The organism is Desulforegulaceae bacterium, assembly GCA_034006035.1.
Taxonomy (GTDB): domain Bacteria; phylum Desulfobacterota; class Desulfobacteria; order Desulfobacterales; family JACKCP01; genus JACKCP01.
On record JAVETN010000001.1, the window covers coordinates 269,424 to 283,189 of the forward strand.

Annotated in this window: 13 protein-coding genes; all 13 read left to right on the forward strand. The window is 35.4% G+C overall.

What is annotated here, in order from left to right:
- Window positions 1–9 precede the first annotated feature (9 nt).
- The 13 genes from RBR53_01265 to flgK all read left to right on the forward strand — a co-directional run bounded on the left by RBR53_01265 (window position 10) and on the right by flgK (window position 13,765).
- The gene (locus RBR53_01265) at window positions 10–2,421 is read left to right on the forward strand and encodes a hypothetical protein (protein MDY0131274.1); all 2,412 of its coding nucleotides are present in this window, start codon (window positions 10–12) and stop codon (window positions 2,419–2,421) included.
- Window positions 2,422–2,659: 238 nt separating this feature from the next.
- Window positions 2,660–2,944, forward strand: a complete 285-nt coding sequence (locus RBR53_01270; GenBank protein MDY0131275.1) for a hypothetical protein — start codon at window positions 2,660–2,662, stop codon at window positions 2,942–2,944.
- A 4-nt stretch (window positions 2,945–2,948) separates the two neighbouring features.
- The gene (locus RBR53_01275; GenBank protein MDY0131276.1) at window positions 2,949–3,449 is read left to right on the forward strand and encodes a hypothetical protein; all 501 of its coding nucleotides are present in this window, start codon (window positions 2,949–2,951) and stop codon (window positions 3,447–3,449) included.
- A gap of 7 nt (window positions 3,450–3,456) precedes the next feature.
- Window positions 3,457–4,737, forward strand: a complete 1,281-nt coding sequence (locus RBR53_01280) for a flagellar hook-length control protein FliK (GenBank protein MDY0131277.1) — start codon at window positions 3,457–3,459, stop codon at window positions 4,735–4,737.
- A complete protein-coding gene (locus RBR53_01285; GenBank protein ID MDY0131278.1) occupies window positions 4,734–5,003 on the forward strand; it encodes an EscU/YscU/HrcU family type III secretion system export apparatus switch protein in 270 nt (89 codons plus the stop codon). Before RBR53_01280 ends, RBR53_01285 begins: the two co-directional genes overlap by 4 nt.
- Window positions 5,004–5,236: 233 nt before the next feature.
- Window positions 5,237–5,917 (forward strand): flagellar hook-basal body protein, encoded by a 681-nt coding sequence (locus RBR53_01290; protein MDY0131279.1) that lies wholly within the window; start codon window positions 5,237–5,239, stop codon window positions 5,915–5,917.
- Between the two features lie 18 nt (window positions 5,918–5,935).
- The gene (gene flgG, locus RBR53_01295; protein ID MDY0131280.1) at window positions 5,936–6,718 is read left to right on the forward strand and encodes a flagellar basal-body rod protein FlgG; all 783 of its coding nucleotides are present in this window, start codon (window positions 5,936–5,938) and stop codon (window positions 6,716–6,718) included.
- Between the two features lie 5 nt (window positions 6,719–6,723).
- Complete coding sequence (flgA, locus tag RBR53_01300) at window positions 6,724–7,656, forward strand: flagellar basal body P-ring formation chaperone FlgA (protein MDY0131281.1); 933 nt, start codon at window positions 6,724–6,726, stop codon at window positions 7,654–7,656.
- Window positions 7,657–7,668: 12 nt separating this feature from the next.
- Complete coding sequence (locus tag RBR53_01305; GenBank protein MDY0131282.1) at window positions 7,669–8,349, forward strand: flagellar basal body L-ring protein FlgH; 681 nt, start codon at window positions 7,669–7,671, stop codon at window positions 8,347–8,349.
- A 10-nt stretch (window positions 8,350–8,359) separates the two neighbouring features.
- Window positions 8,360–9,451 (forward strand): flagellar basal body P-ring protein FlgI, encoded by a 1,092-nt coding sequence (locus tag RBR53_01310; GenBank protein ID MDY0131283.1) that lies wholly within the window; start codon window positions 8,360–8,362, stop codon window positions 9,449–9,451.
- A 29-nt stretch (window positions 9,452–9,480) separates the two neighbouring features.
- Entirely contained in the window at window positions 9,481–9,822 is a 342-nt protein-coding gene (locus RBR53_01315; protein ID MDY0131284.1) for a rod-binding protein, read from the forward strand.
- Window positions 9,823–9,885: 63 nt separating this feature from the next.
- Window positions 9,886–10,383: a flagellar export chaperone FlgN gene (gene flgN, locus RBR53_01320; GenBank protein ID MDY0131285.1), complete on the forward strand. Its 498-nt coding sequence runs from the start codon at window positions 9,886–9,888 to the stop codon at window positions 10,381–10,383.
- Window position 10,384: 1 nt separating this feature from the next.
- Window positions 10,385–13,765 (forward strand): flagellar hook-associated protein FlgK, encoded by a 3,381-nt coding sequence (flgK, locus tag RBR53_01325; protein MDY0131286.1) that lies wholly within the window; start codon window positions 10,385–10,387, stop codon window positions 13,763–13,765.
- The last annotated feature ends 1 nt before the right edge of the window (window position 13,766 follow it).

Consider the following 13,766-nt stretch of genomic DNA (forward strand, 5'->3'; position numbering starts at 1 on the left):
GAAAAGATTATGGCTTCTGAAAACAATAATAAATCAGACTCACTTATATCCCAAGACGATATAGATTCCCTTTTCAGTTCAATGGATGAAGATTTGGATGATTCAGGTGAGGAGCCAATGGATAACTCCCATGAAAAAGATAGAAGCCAGGTTTCCCAAGATGATATAGATTCTTTATTTGATTCTTCTTTAGAAGAAACTAAAGCACCAATAAAAGAAGATGAACTTTCCAAAACCTCAGAAGATTTAAAAGTTTCAGATGAAAATAAAGACGATATTTCTGTGGTTTCCCAAGACGATATAGATTCTTTATTTGATTCTTCTTTAGAAGAAACCAAATCACCAATAAAAGAAAATGAACTTTCCAAAACCTCAGAAGATTTAAAAGTTTCAGATGAAAACAAAGACGATATTTCTGTGGTTTCCCAAGACGATATAGATTCTTTATTTGATTCTTCTTTAGAAGAAACCAAATCACCAATAAAAGAAAATGAACTTTCCAAAACCCCAGAAGATTTAAAAGTTTCAGATGAAAACAAAGACGATATTTCTGTGGTATCCCAAGATGATATAGATTCCCTTTTTGATTCTTCAAAAGAAGAACCAGGGGCTGCCCAAAATACCCAGGAAGAGTCAGCCAAAAAACAGGAAACTACAAAAGATACCAGTCTTTCTCTTGATGATGTTGAAGCTATTATAAAAAATCCTATTTCAGATGCAAGTTCAGAAAACAAAGTGAAAAGCGAAGTAAGATCTGATTTTGAAAATGATGATTATGATTTTTCCGCAGTTTCTCAGGATGCAGTGGATGCTCTTCTTGAAGGAAAAGAATTTGATCCCAAATTAGATTCGGGTTCTGATTTTTCTAAGGAAATGGAGTCGGGAGAAGTTTCTCAAGAAGATATTGAAGCAATCCTTTTAGAAGCAAATGATCTTGGAGTTTTTGATCCTGAAGAAATTTCCAGTGAAGTTGATGAAAAACCAAAAAGCGATTCAGAATTAGTGGAAATGATTTCACAATCAGAAATAGATGATTTTTTTGCAAATGAACCTGAACTTTCTAAAGATGATTTTTCAGATGAAGAAGAGCCGGTATTTGATTCTGCCAATGAACCAGAAAAAGATTTAAATGATGAAACTTCTGTGCCTGACGACCAGAAAAAACAGGAAGAAGAGGAGTTTGTTCCCAAAGAGGACTGGAATTTAAGTCAGGGCGAAATAAACAATCTTCTTGGTAATGGGTCTAATGAAGAAGCAGATGAAACTAAAACCAATGATTTTGTTTCACAGGAAGAAGGCTTCCAAATTAATCAGGATGAATTAGATTCTATTCTTGAAAAAGAGAAGGATAGTCCTGGAGAAAATAAAAACATTGAGCAAGTTCCAGATTATGAATCGGAAAAAGGAGCTAATTTACTTACCCAGGAATATCTTGATTACCTTGAAGAAGAATTTTTAAGCCAGGATTCAGATTCGGATGATGAACTGGATGTAGATGATGTTTTTCAAGATGATGAAATCTCAAGCGATGGAGTTTTATCCGACAATGATATAGATGAACTTCTTGGAGTAGTAGAAGAGGAAGATGAAGAGGGTATAGTTGATGAAGATGAACTCGATTTTATTTCCCAGGATGATATCAATGAACTTCTAGGGGCTGTTGTAGAAGATGAAGCTGAAGAAATTGAGGGAGGCTATCAGGGTTTTAGTGAAAACCTAGAAGACTCAGGTGAAGGGCCTCTTACCCAAGAGGAGCTTGATAGGCTTCTTAGCCAAAAAGAAGAGGTAAAAGACAATGATCTTGAGCAGGCTCTGGTTCAAGAGGAAGTTGTTGATGAAAAAACAGTTATTCTTGAAAAGGAAGAAAAATCCTTTGTAAAGGAAAAGAAACCTGAAGGTAAAAAGAAAAAAATTATTGTTTTTTCAGCAGCAGCTTCATTTGTTGTTTTATTGTCAGCTTCTGTTGTTTTATTTTTTCTTTCTGGAAAGGAGCCCAAGCCTTTGGTTGAAATATCAGATAGTCAGATGATTGAAGAGATTTATCAGCCTGATTTTAGTAAACCTGAGCAGATAATAGAACCAAAGACTTTGAAGAGTGCTGGTTTTGTTTCAACAACTATCCTTTCAGAGATAATAGTTCCAGCTCCCTTGACTTCAAAAAGATATTCATATTTTGAAGTAGATATCTCAATAGATATTAAAGGGGATAAAAACTCAGAACTTTTAAATAAGAACAATGCTTTTTTTAGAGGTGTTTTTTTTAAAGCTCTTGATGAAGAATTTAGAAAAATTTCAAAAAAGGAAAAAGATGAAATCTCAAGAGACGAGCTGGAAAAAGAAATGATTAAAACCTTGGAAGTTTATTTTGAAGAGCCTGATGCTGTTAAAGGGCTTGTTTTTACAAGGTTTGCACCTGTTTAATCCTTTTGTATCAAAAAGTTTGAATTAAGGTGTTTTTTTGATTTATTTATTTTTCTCAAGATTTAACCTGATAAAGTTTTCCAGGTTAAAAATTTTGTTTTTCTAATTTAATTGTGAAAACAGGGGACAGAACTTCAAATTTGGGCTAAACTTGTGGTTGTAATAAATTGTTAAATATAGATATTGTTTAAACAGGATAAAGGCCAGCTCCTTTTAATTATTTTTCAGGAGGTCTGAAATGACAGTTATATCAGGTATTAATATTGTAATCCAGCAAGGCGATATAGCTAAGGAATCTCAGCAGCTGAAGTCCGGGCATCAGGATGCAAATCAGGTTGCTGCTTCAGCTATTCCAGACAAGGCTGTAAAACAAAGAACCCAGGTTCAGCAGACGCCGGATACAAAGAAATCTGAGTGGGAAAAGGAAAGGCAGAGGGAAAAAGACAGGAGAAAAGCTGCCAGAGTTAAAAAATCTGAAAAAAACAAAAAAGATCCAAAACGTATTGTGGACACTATAGCCTGAAAATATGGACATTTCTCAATTTAAAATATGGATTTCTATTCTTCTTGTTATTGATTTTTTAATTGTTGTCGGAGTTTTTTTTTATTTGTCAGGAATAAAAAAGGAAATGGAAAAAAAGGTTTTTGAAAAAGCCTCTAAAGAAGCTTTTGAATTTATTTCCCCTTTGTTTGATGAAGCTGAAAAAACTGCAGAAAAATTTGATATACTTATCAGAGAAAAAAAAAAGATTGTAAACCAACTCAACAAAGCCCTGGACAGCAGAATCTCTACCCTTACTTTTCTTGTAAACAGAGCTGAAAACACAATTAATTCTGCGTCTTTTCAAAACAGCTTTGAATCTGATGAAATAAAACCTCTCCATTCAAATGATGTTAAAATAATGGAACTTTTTAATCAAGGACTTAAAATTGAAGATATTTCAAAAGAGCTTGGTATAAGTTCAGGAGAAGTATCCATGATCTTAAGTTTAAAGAAAAAAATGCAAAAGTCCTTTTTAAAAGGCTGATAAAATCATGTCTTCCCCCTTTAATACTCTTTCAGGAAATATTTTAAAATCTTTGTCTTTTTCCAACAAGGCTGATTTTAAAGGAAGCAGTTTGGTAAAAGCTGTTGTTGAAAAAAAACTATCCTTGTTTGAATACTCATTTAAAACAGATTCTGGGAATATATCTCTTTTTTCAGATAAGACTTTTTCAAAAGGTGATTTGATTAAAATTCAGGCTTCTTTATTGAAAAATGGACAATTGATTTTATCTGACGAAAAAGGAATACCCTTGAAATTTAGCCCTTCACCTGAGTTTTTAAATTCATTTAAGGCTGATTATGGAATAAAGATTAATATCAAAGGTTCAATGGAAAAAGTTTTGTCTTTGCCCAAATTTCTGGTTTCTACTGAGTTTGGAAATCTTGAGGTTGAATCGGAATTGTTTTTAAAGAATGGTGATATTTTAAAACTTGATTTAAATGAAGTGAAAAACTTTATTTCTTCAAGGAATGCTCAGAATTTAGAAAATATTAAAACCGATTTTTTATCAAAACTTCCTTCCAGGGAAATTTTAAAAATTCTTGATAAAAATCCTGAAAAAATTATCAAAAACTTTTTAAATTCTGTTTTAAAGATCGATTCAAAAGAAAGTTTAAAAGTGATTGATAAAATAATTGATAATTTTTTAAATCCTTTAAACAGTTCAGGAAATGAAATCAAAAGCTCTCTAAGTTATTTTCTTGGCTCCTCATTTGATGATTTTCAGGAAGATCTTAATAATTTTAAGGGAAATCTTTTAAAATTTCAATCAGAAAAACCTGGGTTAAACCCTGAAGAATTAAAAGATATTTTTGAAAAAACAGATAAGTTTCTAGAGTCAATTCAGGATCAGAAAAATCTTAATTCATTAAGGTTTTCAGACTCTTCTAAAATGTATTTTTTTCTTCCTTTTCAAGGAAAAGATTCAAGTTTTGGGGAGTTTTTAATTGAACAGGGTAAAAAAAATAAAAAAGGAAATAATGAGTTAAGAGCCTTGTTAAAACTTGAGTTGTCAAACCTTGGCCTTTTAATGGCTGATTTGAGACTTTCAGGTAAAAATTTAAAAATTTATTTTGGAGTTGAATCAGGTTTATCCAAAAATATAATTGAATCCGGATTTGAACTTTTTAAAACCAATCTTAAAAAAGCTGGATTTAATGAAATTTCAATTTATTGCACTGTGGTTGAAAAACAAAAAATCAAGGAATCTTTGATTAAAGATTTCCTTAAAACCGATAATGAAAATTCAAGATTAAGCATAATAGCATGACAATAAGCAGAAAAATAAAAAAAGCTGTTGCTTTAAAATACGACAAATCAAAGGGCTTGGCTCCCAAAGTAAAGGCTAAAGGAAAGGGAGTTTCTGCTGAAAAAATTATTGAAACTGCCAAAGCTCACAATGTTCCTATTGCTGAAGATCCAGATCTTGCCGAAGTGTTGTCAAAGCTTGAACTTGAAGAAGAAATTCCTCCAGATCTTTATAAGGCTGTTGCAGAACTTCTTGCCTATGTTTATTCTCGTAATAAAAACCTTTAAACTTTATTTTATCAAAATTTAACTTTATCTGAATTGAGCTATTTTCAAGTTTGCCGCATTTAACGGCAAGTTTTTCCTTCCACCTGTCAAAAAACCATCCTTTTTTCTGTTGCTAGAATAATTCTAAAATAAAATTCATATAAATTTCAGTATCTTAAGCTTGCTTGTTGGGTTTATGTTTTATGGCATAGTCTTTGCTTTTATTATATACAAACAATGAAAGGAGAAGATTTATGCTTTTGGAAATGACAAGGCCGGTTCAGGGAGGTTTAAGGCAGCAAAGAAAGCTTGATGTGGTAGCAAATCATCTTGCTAATGCAGATACAACAGGATTTAAAAAAGATATTTTGTCTTTTAGCGATACTCTCCATTCAATAATTACCACAGATTTGTCCCAGGGACCTATAAGAAAAACTGAAAATCCCCTTGATCTTGCTTTAAAAGATGAAGGGTTTTTTAAACTGGAAACTGCCCAGGGGCCTAGATACACAAGGGATGGTTCATTTACTCTTGATAATCAAGGTTTTCTTGTAAATCAGAGCGGATTTCCTGTTTTAATGGGGGGAGCTCCAGTTCAGATTGAAGGTGAGCAAATTTATATAGCTCAGGATGGAATGCTTTCTGTTGACGGAGAAGAGCTGGGGCAGATTGATATAGTTACTTTTGGGGACAAGCTTAATCTTTATAAGGATGGAAGTAATCTTTTTTTGTACAGGGGAGATGAGGAAGATGAAATCCTGCCGGAAAATATAAGTGTGGAGCAAGGAGCCCTGGAACTTTCAAATGTTTCTCCTGTGATGGAAATGACATCAATGATTCAGGTTTCAAGAACCTATGAAACCGTTGAAAAAATGCTGAAAACCTTTGATGAGGTTGACGGACTTGCAGTTACAAGTGTTGGAGTGGTTGGATAGACAAAGGAGGGATGAAAAATGATTAGAGCCTTATGGACATCTGCAACAGGAATGGAAGCTCAGCAGATGCAGACAGATGTGGTTGCAAACAACCTTGCAAACACAAATACAACAGGATTTAAAAAGAGTAGAGCCAATTTTCAGGATCTTATGTATCAGACAGTTTTAATGGCAGGGGCAACAACTCCTGGAGGAGGGCAGATACCCTCAGGAATCCAGGTGGGTATGGGTGCCAAGCCTTCAAGTGTTCAAAAAATATTTACCCAGGGTGACTATAAGCAGACTGGAAATGAGCTTGATATGGCAATAGAGGGAAGGGGATTTTTCAGAATCACCAGGGGAGATGAGGAGCTCTACAGCAGGGCAGGAAACTTTACCAAAGACAGCGAAGGTTTTGTCACAACCCCTGCTGGAGATCGGCTTCAGCCTGAAATTGCAATTCCAGAAGAAACAATTTTAATCACAGTTCAGTCAAACGGATTGTTAACGGCCCATGGTGCTGGAGATACTGTTTTAATGCAGGAACAAATTCCTATTTACAATTTTGTCAACCCTTCAGGTCTTTTTGCAATGGGGCAAAATCTTTTCAGGGAAACCGATGCTTCAGGAGATTCAATTGAAGGGATTCCCGGAGAAGAAGGTTTTGGAACACTTGCAAACAATTATCTTGAAATGTCCAATGTAAGTGTAGTTGAAGAAATGGTTGCAATGATAGTTGGGCAAAGGGCTTATGAAGCAAACTCCAAATCCGTTCAAACAGCAGATACAATGCTTGGGATTGCTAATGGACTCAAGAGGTAGATGAAATGAGAATACTTTTTCTGGCACTTTGTTTTATTTTTACTTTTAATTTTAAAGCCTATTCCATGGTTTTAACAATTCCGGAAAAAGTGTCAGTTGAAAGCGGTGAAAAAATAAGACTTGATCAGATTGCAAAGATAGACGGCAAATCCAAATCAATTGGAGATATAATTGTTCATGATGAAATAAGTCCCGGGAAAACTTCTTTTTTGTATAAAACCCAGATTGAATCTCTTTTAAATGAATTTGGAGTTTTTTCTGTAGATCTTTATATGAAAAGCCGGGTGGAGCTTAAAGGCAGTTTTTATGTTCTTGATGAAGATCATGGGGCAAAGCTTATTGATTCACATCTTAATAAATTAAGGCCCGGAGAAAAGTTTGAAATAAAAAAGTTAATCCTTGTTGGAAATAGAAAATTTTCTTCATCAGATTTTGATTTGTCAGAAGTTAGTTTTAATTCAGATTTGATAAAACCAGGGAACAACAGGGGGGAAATTTTTGTATTTTCCAATGGAAAAGAAACAAGAATAAAGTTTATGGTATCACTTTCTAAAGAAGTCGAAATAGTTTGTGCCTCAAAAAATCTATCTCGTGGTAAATCTATTGATTTCAACGACTTGGAGTTAAAAACTTTTTCCCTTGAAATGGAAAAAGGGGACTATTTTCTTGAAAAAAGATTTCTTCTGGGAAAACAATTGAGAAAAAATTATAAAAAAGGTGAAATTATAACCTCAGCAATGATATTTCGACCTTCCCTTATAAATAGAGGTGATGAAATTCAAATAGCAGCTGTTTCTGATGGAATTGTTGTTATAACAAGAGGCCAAGCCCTTAAAGCCGGCCATCTTGGAGATAAAATCATGGTAAAAAATCTTAAATCAGGAAAAAAACTCATAGGGGAAATAATTTCTTCAACCAGTGTAAAGGTTTCTTTTTAAGGAGAAGATCAAATGAAAAATATCTTATTAGTTTTGTTTTTAGTTTTTTCGGGATGTTCACTTAAGGAGGTTCCGGCTGTAAAATCAGATAATATTTCGGAAACATACGAAAATATAGATTTTGGAAATTCAATGGAAGAAGGCTCTCTTTGGCAAAAAGGCAATAGCGGTCTTTTTGCAGACGGACAGGCTCATAGAAGAGGCGATATAATCATTGTTGATATTGTTGAAAATACAAATTCCAATACTTCCGCTTCAACCAAGCTTGAAAGGGAAGCAGATATAAGTGCGGGAATTCCAAATGCCTTGGGTTTTATGTCTCATCTTTCAGGGATGTATCCCCGGATGAATACAGGTAACCTTATAAAAGCGGACACTTTAAATGATTTTGAAGGGAAGGGACGTACAGGTAGAAGTTCCAGTGTTCAGGCCTCTGTTGGTGCTAGAGTTGTTAATGTTCTTCCCAATGGAGATCTTGTTATTCTGGGAAGAAAAGATGTTAAAATAAACAATGAAACCCAAATTATAAATCTGTCGGGAGTTGTAAGAGCAGAGGATGTAAGTTCCAATAACAGGGTTGAATCTACCTATCTTTCAAATGCCCAAATAGAAATTTCAGGTAAAGGTGTGATTGCAGACAAGCAAAAGCCCGGCTGGATGGCAAGGGTGATTGATAAAGTATGGCCTTTCTAAAGGAGGATCTATGAAAAAAATCATTGTTTTAATAAGTTTGATTCTTGCCTTTCCTTCAATGTCTTTTGGGGTGAGGCTTAAGGATATTGGGCAGTTTAAAGGGATAAGAAGTAATCAATTGGTGGGATATGGGATTGTTGTTGGTCTTGACGGAACAGGAGACAAGGCTGGAACTGTTTATACAGCCCAGGCAATGTCAAATATGCTTAAAAGAATGGGAATCAATGTAGGGAAAAATGATGTAAAGCCTAAAAACGTTGCAGCAGTTATGGTAACAGCAGATCTTCCTCCTTTTGCAAGAATAGGAGACAGAATAGATGTTGCTGTTGCTTCTGTGGGGGATTCTCAAAGTCTGGCAGGAGGAACTCTTTTAATGACTCCTATGAAAGGGGCGGATTCTAATGTTTATGCCCTTGCCCAGGGTTCTCTTGTGCTGGGGGGATATTCTGCAGGTGACGGGAATGTTGGAACAGTAAAAAACCATCTTCTTGTTGGTAATATTTCAGGCGGAGCAATTGTTGAAAAAGAATTGAATGTAAGCCTTCAAGGGAAATCAGAACTTATGCTTTCTCTTGATAATCCTGACTTTACAACTGCTGTAAGAACAGCTGAGGCAATAAATAATGCCCTTGGTAGTAATCAGGCAAAGGCTGTTGATTCAGGGGGAATAGAAATTATGATTCCCCAAGCCTTAAAAAACAGTGTTCCCCAGTTTATTGCAGCTATAGAAAATCTTGAAATAGAAACAGACAGTGTGGCAAAAGTTGTGGTTAATGAAAAAACCGGAACCATTGTTATTGGGCAAAATGTTAAAATAGGCAAGGTTGCCTTAACCCACGGCAGTTTGAGTATAAGTGTGATGGAACAAAATATAATATCCCAGCCCCCTGGGTTCAGCCAGGGTGAAACTACAGTTGAACAAAATAGAAATGTCAATGTTGATGAAGAAGAAAGAAAAGTAATGATAATGGAAAAAACAACTTCTGTTGAAGAGCTTTCAAGGGCATTAAATGCACTTGGAGTTACTCCAAGGGATATGATCAGTATTTTTCAGGCTCTTAAAAAAGCCGGGGCACTTCATGCAAAGCTGGAAATAATTTAGCTGATTAATCAATAGTTGAGGGTGGGAAAATGGAAAACTTAGGAATTTCTAAATTAATGGAATCAAAAATAGAATCTAATAAGGCAAAATTTGCCGGGTTAACCAATAAAGTCGGAAAAAAAGAAAATCTTGAGCTTAAAAAAGCCTGTGAAGACTTTGAAGGAATAATGATTCACCAGATTTTAAAGGCAATGAGAAAAACCATTCCTCAGGGTGGAATCCTTGAAAAGTCAAATGGTTCAGGTATCTGGGAGTCAGTCTATGATGAAAAAATATCTTTTGAAGCCTCAGCTAAGGAGAAAGGCACGGGTCTTGCAAGGTTTCTTTATAAGGAGCTTGAAAAGGGCTCAAATTTGAATTTTAAATCTTAATAGCAATGCCTTTTTCAAGAAATAATTTTATTTGCCGATACTAGAAAATCAGGAGAAATCATTATGAGCGGCATTGGTAAACATATTAAAAAGTTTTTGGATGACAAGAAGTCTTTTTACCTCAGGCTTTTATCTGTATTGGAGGAGGAAAGAGATATATTAAAGCGTTCAGATCTTGATGCCCTCTGGAAAATGAATGATGCAAAAAATGAAATAGCATTTCAAATTGAGTCGGCTCGTCAGGATATGATAGAAATTTTAATAAAAAGCGGAATAAAAAATAATCTTTCAGTTAAAGAATTCAGTCTTGATGAATTTCTATTTCTTTTTGAAAATGAAGATGAATATCTTGTTTTCAAGGAGGCTGGCCAAGAAATTACCCAGATAAAAACAAAAGTTTATAATAGCCAGTCAGTGAATCGTCAATTTGTTGAGGAATATCTTGGGATACTTGGGGAACTTGTTTCTGTAATAGCCAATAACGGCTCCAATAGAACTTATTCAAGAAAAAATGACTATCCTGCCAAATCAGGCGGTTTGATTTTAAACCAGGAGGCTTGAAATGGGCGGAATTAACAATACACTAAGCATTGCAAGAAGTGCAATTCAGATTCAGCAATACGGGCTTAATGTAGCAGGTCACAACATTGCCAATGTAAACAATCCTGGATACAGCCGTCAGACCATTCCAATGGAGACCAGCTATTCTATAAACTACGGCGGTCTTATTTTTGGAACAGGGGTAACTGTTAATGATATAAACCAGGTGGTTAACAAATACATGGAAACCCGCCTGACTGAAAACACTTCAACCAGGGCATCCCTTGAGGAAAGTCAGAACTATATGAATGTTCTTGATTCTTTGTTGAATGAAAACAATGAAAGTTCAATAAGTTCGCTTTTGTCAGGTTTTTTTAATTCATGGCAGGGTCTTTCAAATAATCCAGGAGGAGCAGCAGAACGAATTGCTGTTTATGAAAACGGGGTGATGCTTTCAGAAGAATTGAATACTTTAAACAACTCTCTTTCAGACCTTCAAACAGACCTTACAATGGAAATTGAGGCTGGAGTTGGAAAAGTTAATCAAATTACAAAAGAAATTGCTTCAATAAACCAGGCAATTCTTTCACAGGAAACAATAAATCAGACTGCTAATGATTTAAGAGATAAAAGAACTTCTCTTATACGTGAGCTTGGGGAGTATATAGACGTAAAAACTTTTGAGCAGCCTTCAGGCTCTACTGTAGTGACAACTAAAAGCGGGTTTACCCTTGTTTATGATAATGACACCTATGGTCTTAATTTTACTGAAGGCAAGGTTATGTGGAAAGGTTCATACGGTAATGACAAAGATATAACAGACAGGGTTCAATCAGGAAAGCTTGGCGGCTGGCTTGATATGCGAGATGAAACAATCCCTAAATTCAGATCTGATCTTGAAGCAGTTACAAGCGAAATGATCTGGCAGATAAATCTTGTTCATAGTCAGGGAGCAGGTGAAAGTTATTTTGACACAGAGCTTAAAGGAGAATACAAGGCTGATGATTTGTTATGGCTTTCAACTCTTGATTTCGGAGAAAGGATTGATTATTCAAAGGATTTTAAAATCTGGGTTGAAAATTCTTCAGTAGAACCTGCTGAATATGAAGATTATGAAGTTGATATGGGGATTTCCACAGCCGAAATTTCAAATTTCAGGGGAAGTGTTTTAGGAACACCTGACAATTATCCTCCTTTTGTTTATAAGTTTACAGTCGCTGAATCTGGAATGGTGGACAATCTTCAATCACCAGATGATCCTGTTATTTTGTGGGAAAAATATTCCAATGAAGGAATCAGGCTTAAAAGCGGGTATTCTGAAATTAATGCCGGAACTATAAATGTTGATTCATCAGCCACTCCTCATTCACCGGGTATCTCATTTGATATAGGAACCGGTTCTCTTGTTGCAGGAAATACTTTTAGTATAAATACAAATAAATTTGCCCAGGTAGATTCCCTTGAAATGACGGTTGATAAAAAAGGAATTTTAAGCCAGCAAAAGTACACTTTCAAAGTTGTTCAGGCAGGAGATCCTTTAACAAAAGAGATTTCAGGAGAAGTAGGTATAGATCCCATAAAAATTGAATGGTCAAATGGGGCTGGAAAAACAGGAAGTTTTACCCTGGATCCTCTTGATCCATATTTTGTACCTCTTGAAACCGAAATAGATGGAATGAGGTTTCGCTTTAATTCAGGAACAATGATTAAAGGGGATTTATTTGTTGTAACTACCGATGAAAAAGGTGTTCCAACTCTTGAAGATCAAACCGATTATAAGTGGACTTTAAAAACCTTTGCAGAGGAATTCAATAAGAATGTAAAGGGGGTAAGAGCAATTGTTACTCCTGTAAATCAGCTTTCTCTTTCTCCAGACACAGCTGGTTTTGAAATTTCTGACTTAAAACGAAGTGGGAATATTCACCTTCCAGATACAAGGGTAAGTATTCACAATCATAACTCCCTTAGGGCTTTACAGGAAGATATTGTTGTTACAAGGGATTCAAACGGCCATTGGACAATGTCTGGAATAACTGAAAAACAATATTTGAATGCATCTATTGTTCCGTCTACCCTTGATGTTAAACAAACAGGGGGCGCAGCAGCTGCAACTGACTCAATATATAGTTTTGAAGTTACCCGGGGAGGCGTTATTGGAACAGACGAAGTTATAATAAACTGGTCAAATGCGGATAACGGAACAAATGGTACAATTACCCTGACACCTTCTTTAGATGTTCCTTCTTCACCCGGAGTTGATGGTATGGATCTTGATTTTGCAGCAGGCGGACGTTTGTATGAGGGCGATAAGTTTACCATGGAAACCGATGCTGCAGGTAATGCATCAGTCAATCAGGTTCCCCATGACAAAGGTTTTGGAATAGATCTTACAGGAAATGGAATAAAGGACATTGACATAGACTTTATAATTCCTGTTCAGGGGGAAGGTAGTTTTTCCTTTAGTCTTACTCCAGATCAATCTGAATTTAGTTATGCTTTTTCAGATAATCAGTCTTCCGGGCCGGGAATTATGGCTGCAGCAGGTATAAATACTTTTTTTACAGGTGCAGACATAAAAACAATGAAGGTAAATTCTGTTTTATCCGATGTTAACAATATTGCCGCCTCAACTATTAACTCAGTTGAAAGGGAAGTTGTGTCTTCAGATAAAAAAGTTTATTCTCCTATTGTAATAAAAGAAGGAACAAATAACTTTATCAGCTTTTCAGAGGGTGACAGCAAAGTTCTTTCAGCCAAAATAAAGCCGTCTTTATCAGGCGGTGCTTATAAAAATGAAAAAGAACTTGATATTCTTGCCGCAGATATTGAAAAGGCCCTTGAAGATTCAAGTTATTATGGAATTGATTATAAAGTAACTTACAATAAAGAAACCCAGGTTTTTGATATAACCCAGAAAAGAGGGGCAGTTGAAAAGGAAATAACTTTTCATTGGAACCTAAGTTCCATGGGCGATATCCTTGGTTTTGATCCCGGAGATTCCCAGATCAAACCTCCTGTGGATATTGCAGAAGGGGATTTGTCAAAAAGTGACAACTCAAATGCAATGAATCTTCTTCAGGTTCAAGATCTTCAGCTTTCAATTTCACAATGGGCATATCAAAGAGGGAAAGCTGCTTTTTCAGAGCCTGTAAAGGCCTCAATAGAAGGTTATTACAGGGGAATGGTAGGCGGGCTTGGTGTAAAGGCTGCAAGCATAGAAAGAGGTTTTGATTTTTCAAAGACAATGGTGGAAAGGCTTACCCAGGACAGAGATACTGTTTCAGGAGTTTCTCTTGATGAAGAAATGATTAGTCTTATTAAATATCAGCATGCATATACAGTTGCATCAAAGCTTTTATCGGTATCCGATGAAATGCTTCAGACCCTTGTTAGCATGAGATAAG

Excerpts from the sequence above, each read along its gene's own strand:
- RBR53_01265 (MDY0131274.1), top strand. The coding sequence starts at position 10 with ATGGCTTCTGAAAACAATAATAAATCAGACTCACTTATATCCCAAGAC.
- RBR53_01270 (MDY0131275.1), top strand. The coding sequence starts at position 2,660 with ATGACAGTTATATCAGGTATTAATATTGTAATCCAGCAAGGCGATATA.
- RBR53_01275 (MDY0131276.1), top strand. The coding sequence starts at position 2,949 with ATGGACATTTCTCAATTTAAAATATGGATTTCTATTCTTCTTGTTATT.
- RBR53_01280 (MDY0131277.1), top strand. The coding sequence starts at position 3,457 with ATGTCTTCCCCCTTTAATACTCTTTCAGGAAATATTTTAAAATCTTTG.
- RBR53_01285 (MDY0131278.1), top strand. The coding sequence starts at position 4,734 with ATGACAATAAGCAGAAAAATAAAAAAAGCTGTTGCTTTAAAATACGAC.
- RBR53_01290 (MDY0131279.1), top strand. The coding sequence starts at position 5,237 with ATGCTTTTGGAAATGACAAGGCCGGTTCAGGGAGGTTTAAGGCAGCAA.
- flgG (MDY0131280.1), top strand. The coding sequence starts at position 5,936 with ATGATTAGAGCCTTATGGACATCTGCAACAGGAATGGAAGCTCAGCAG.
- flgA (MDY0131281.1), top strand. The coding sequence starts at position 6,724 with ATGAGAATACTTTTTCTGGCACTTTGTTTTATTTTTACTTTTAATTTT.
- RBR53_01305 (MDY0131282.1), top strand. The coding sequence starts at position 7,669 with ATGAAAAATATCTTATTAGTTTTGTTTTTAGTTTTTTCGGGATGTTCA.
- RBR53_01310 (MDY0131283.1), top strand. The coding sequence starts at position 8,360 with ATGAAAAAAATCATTGTTTTAATAAGTTTGATTCTTGCCTTTCCTTCA.
- RBR53_01315 (MDY0131284.1), top strand. The coding sequence starts at position 9,481 with ATGGAAAACTTAGGAATTTCTAAATTAATGGAATCAAAAATAGAATCT.
- flgN (MDY0131285.1), top strand. The coding sequence starts at position 9,886 with ATGAGCGGCATTGGTAAACATATTAAAAAGTTTTTGGATGACAAGAAG.
- flgK (MDY0131286.1), top strand. The coding sequence starts at position 10,385 with ATGGGCGGAATTAACAATACACTAAGCATTGCAAGAAGTGCAATTCAG.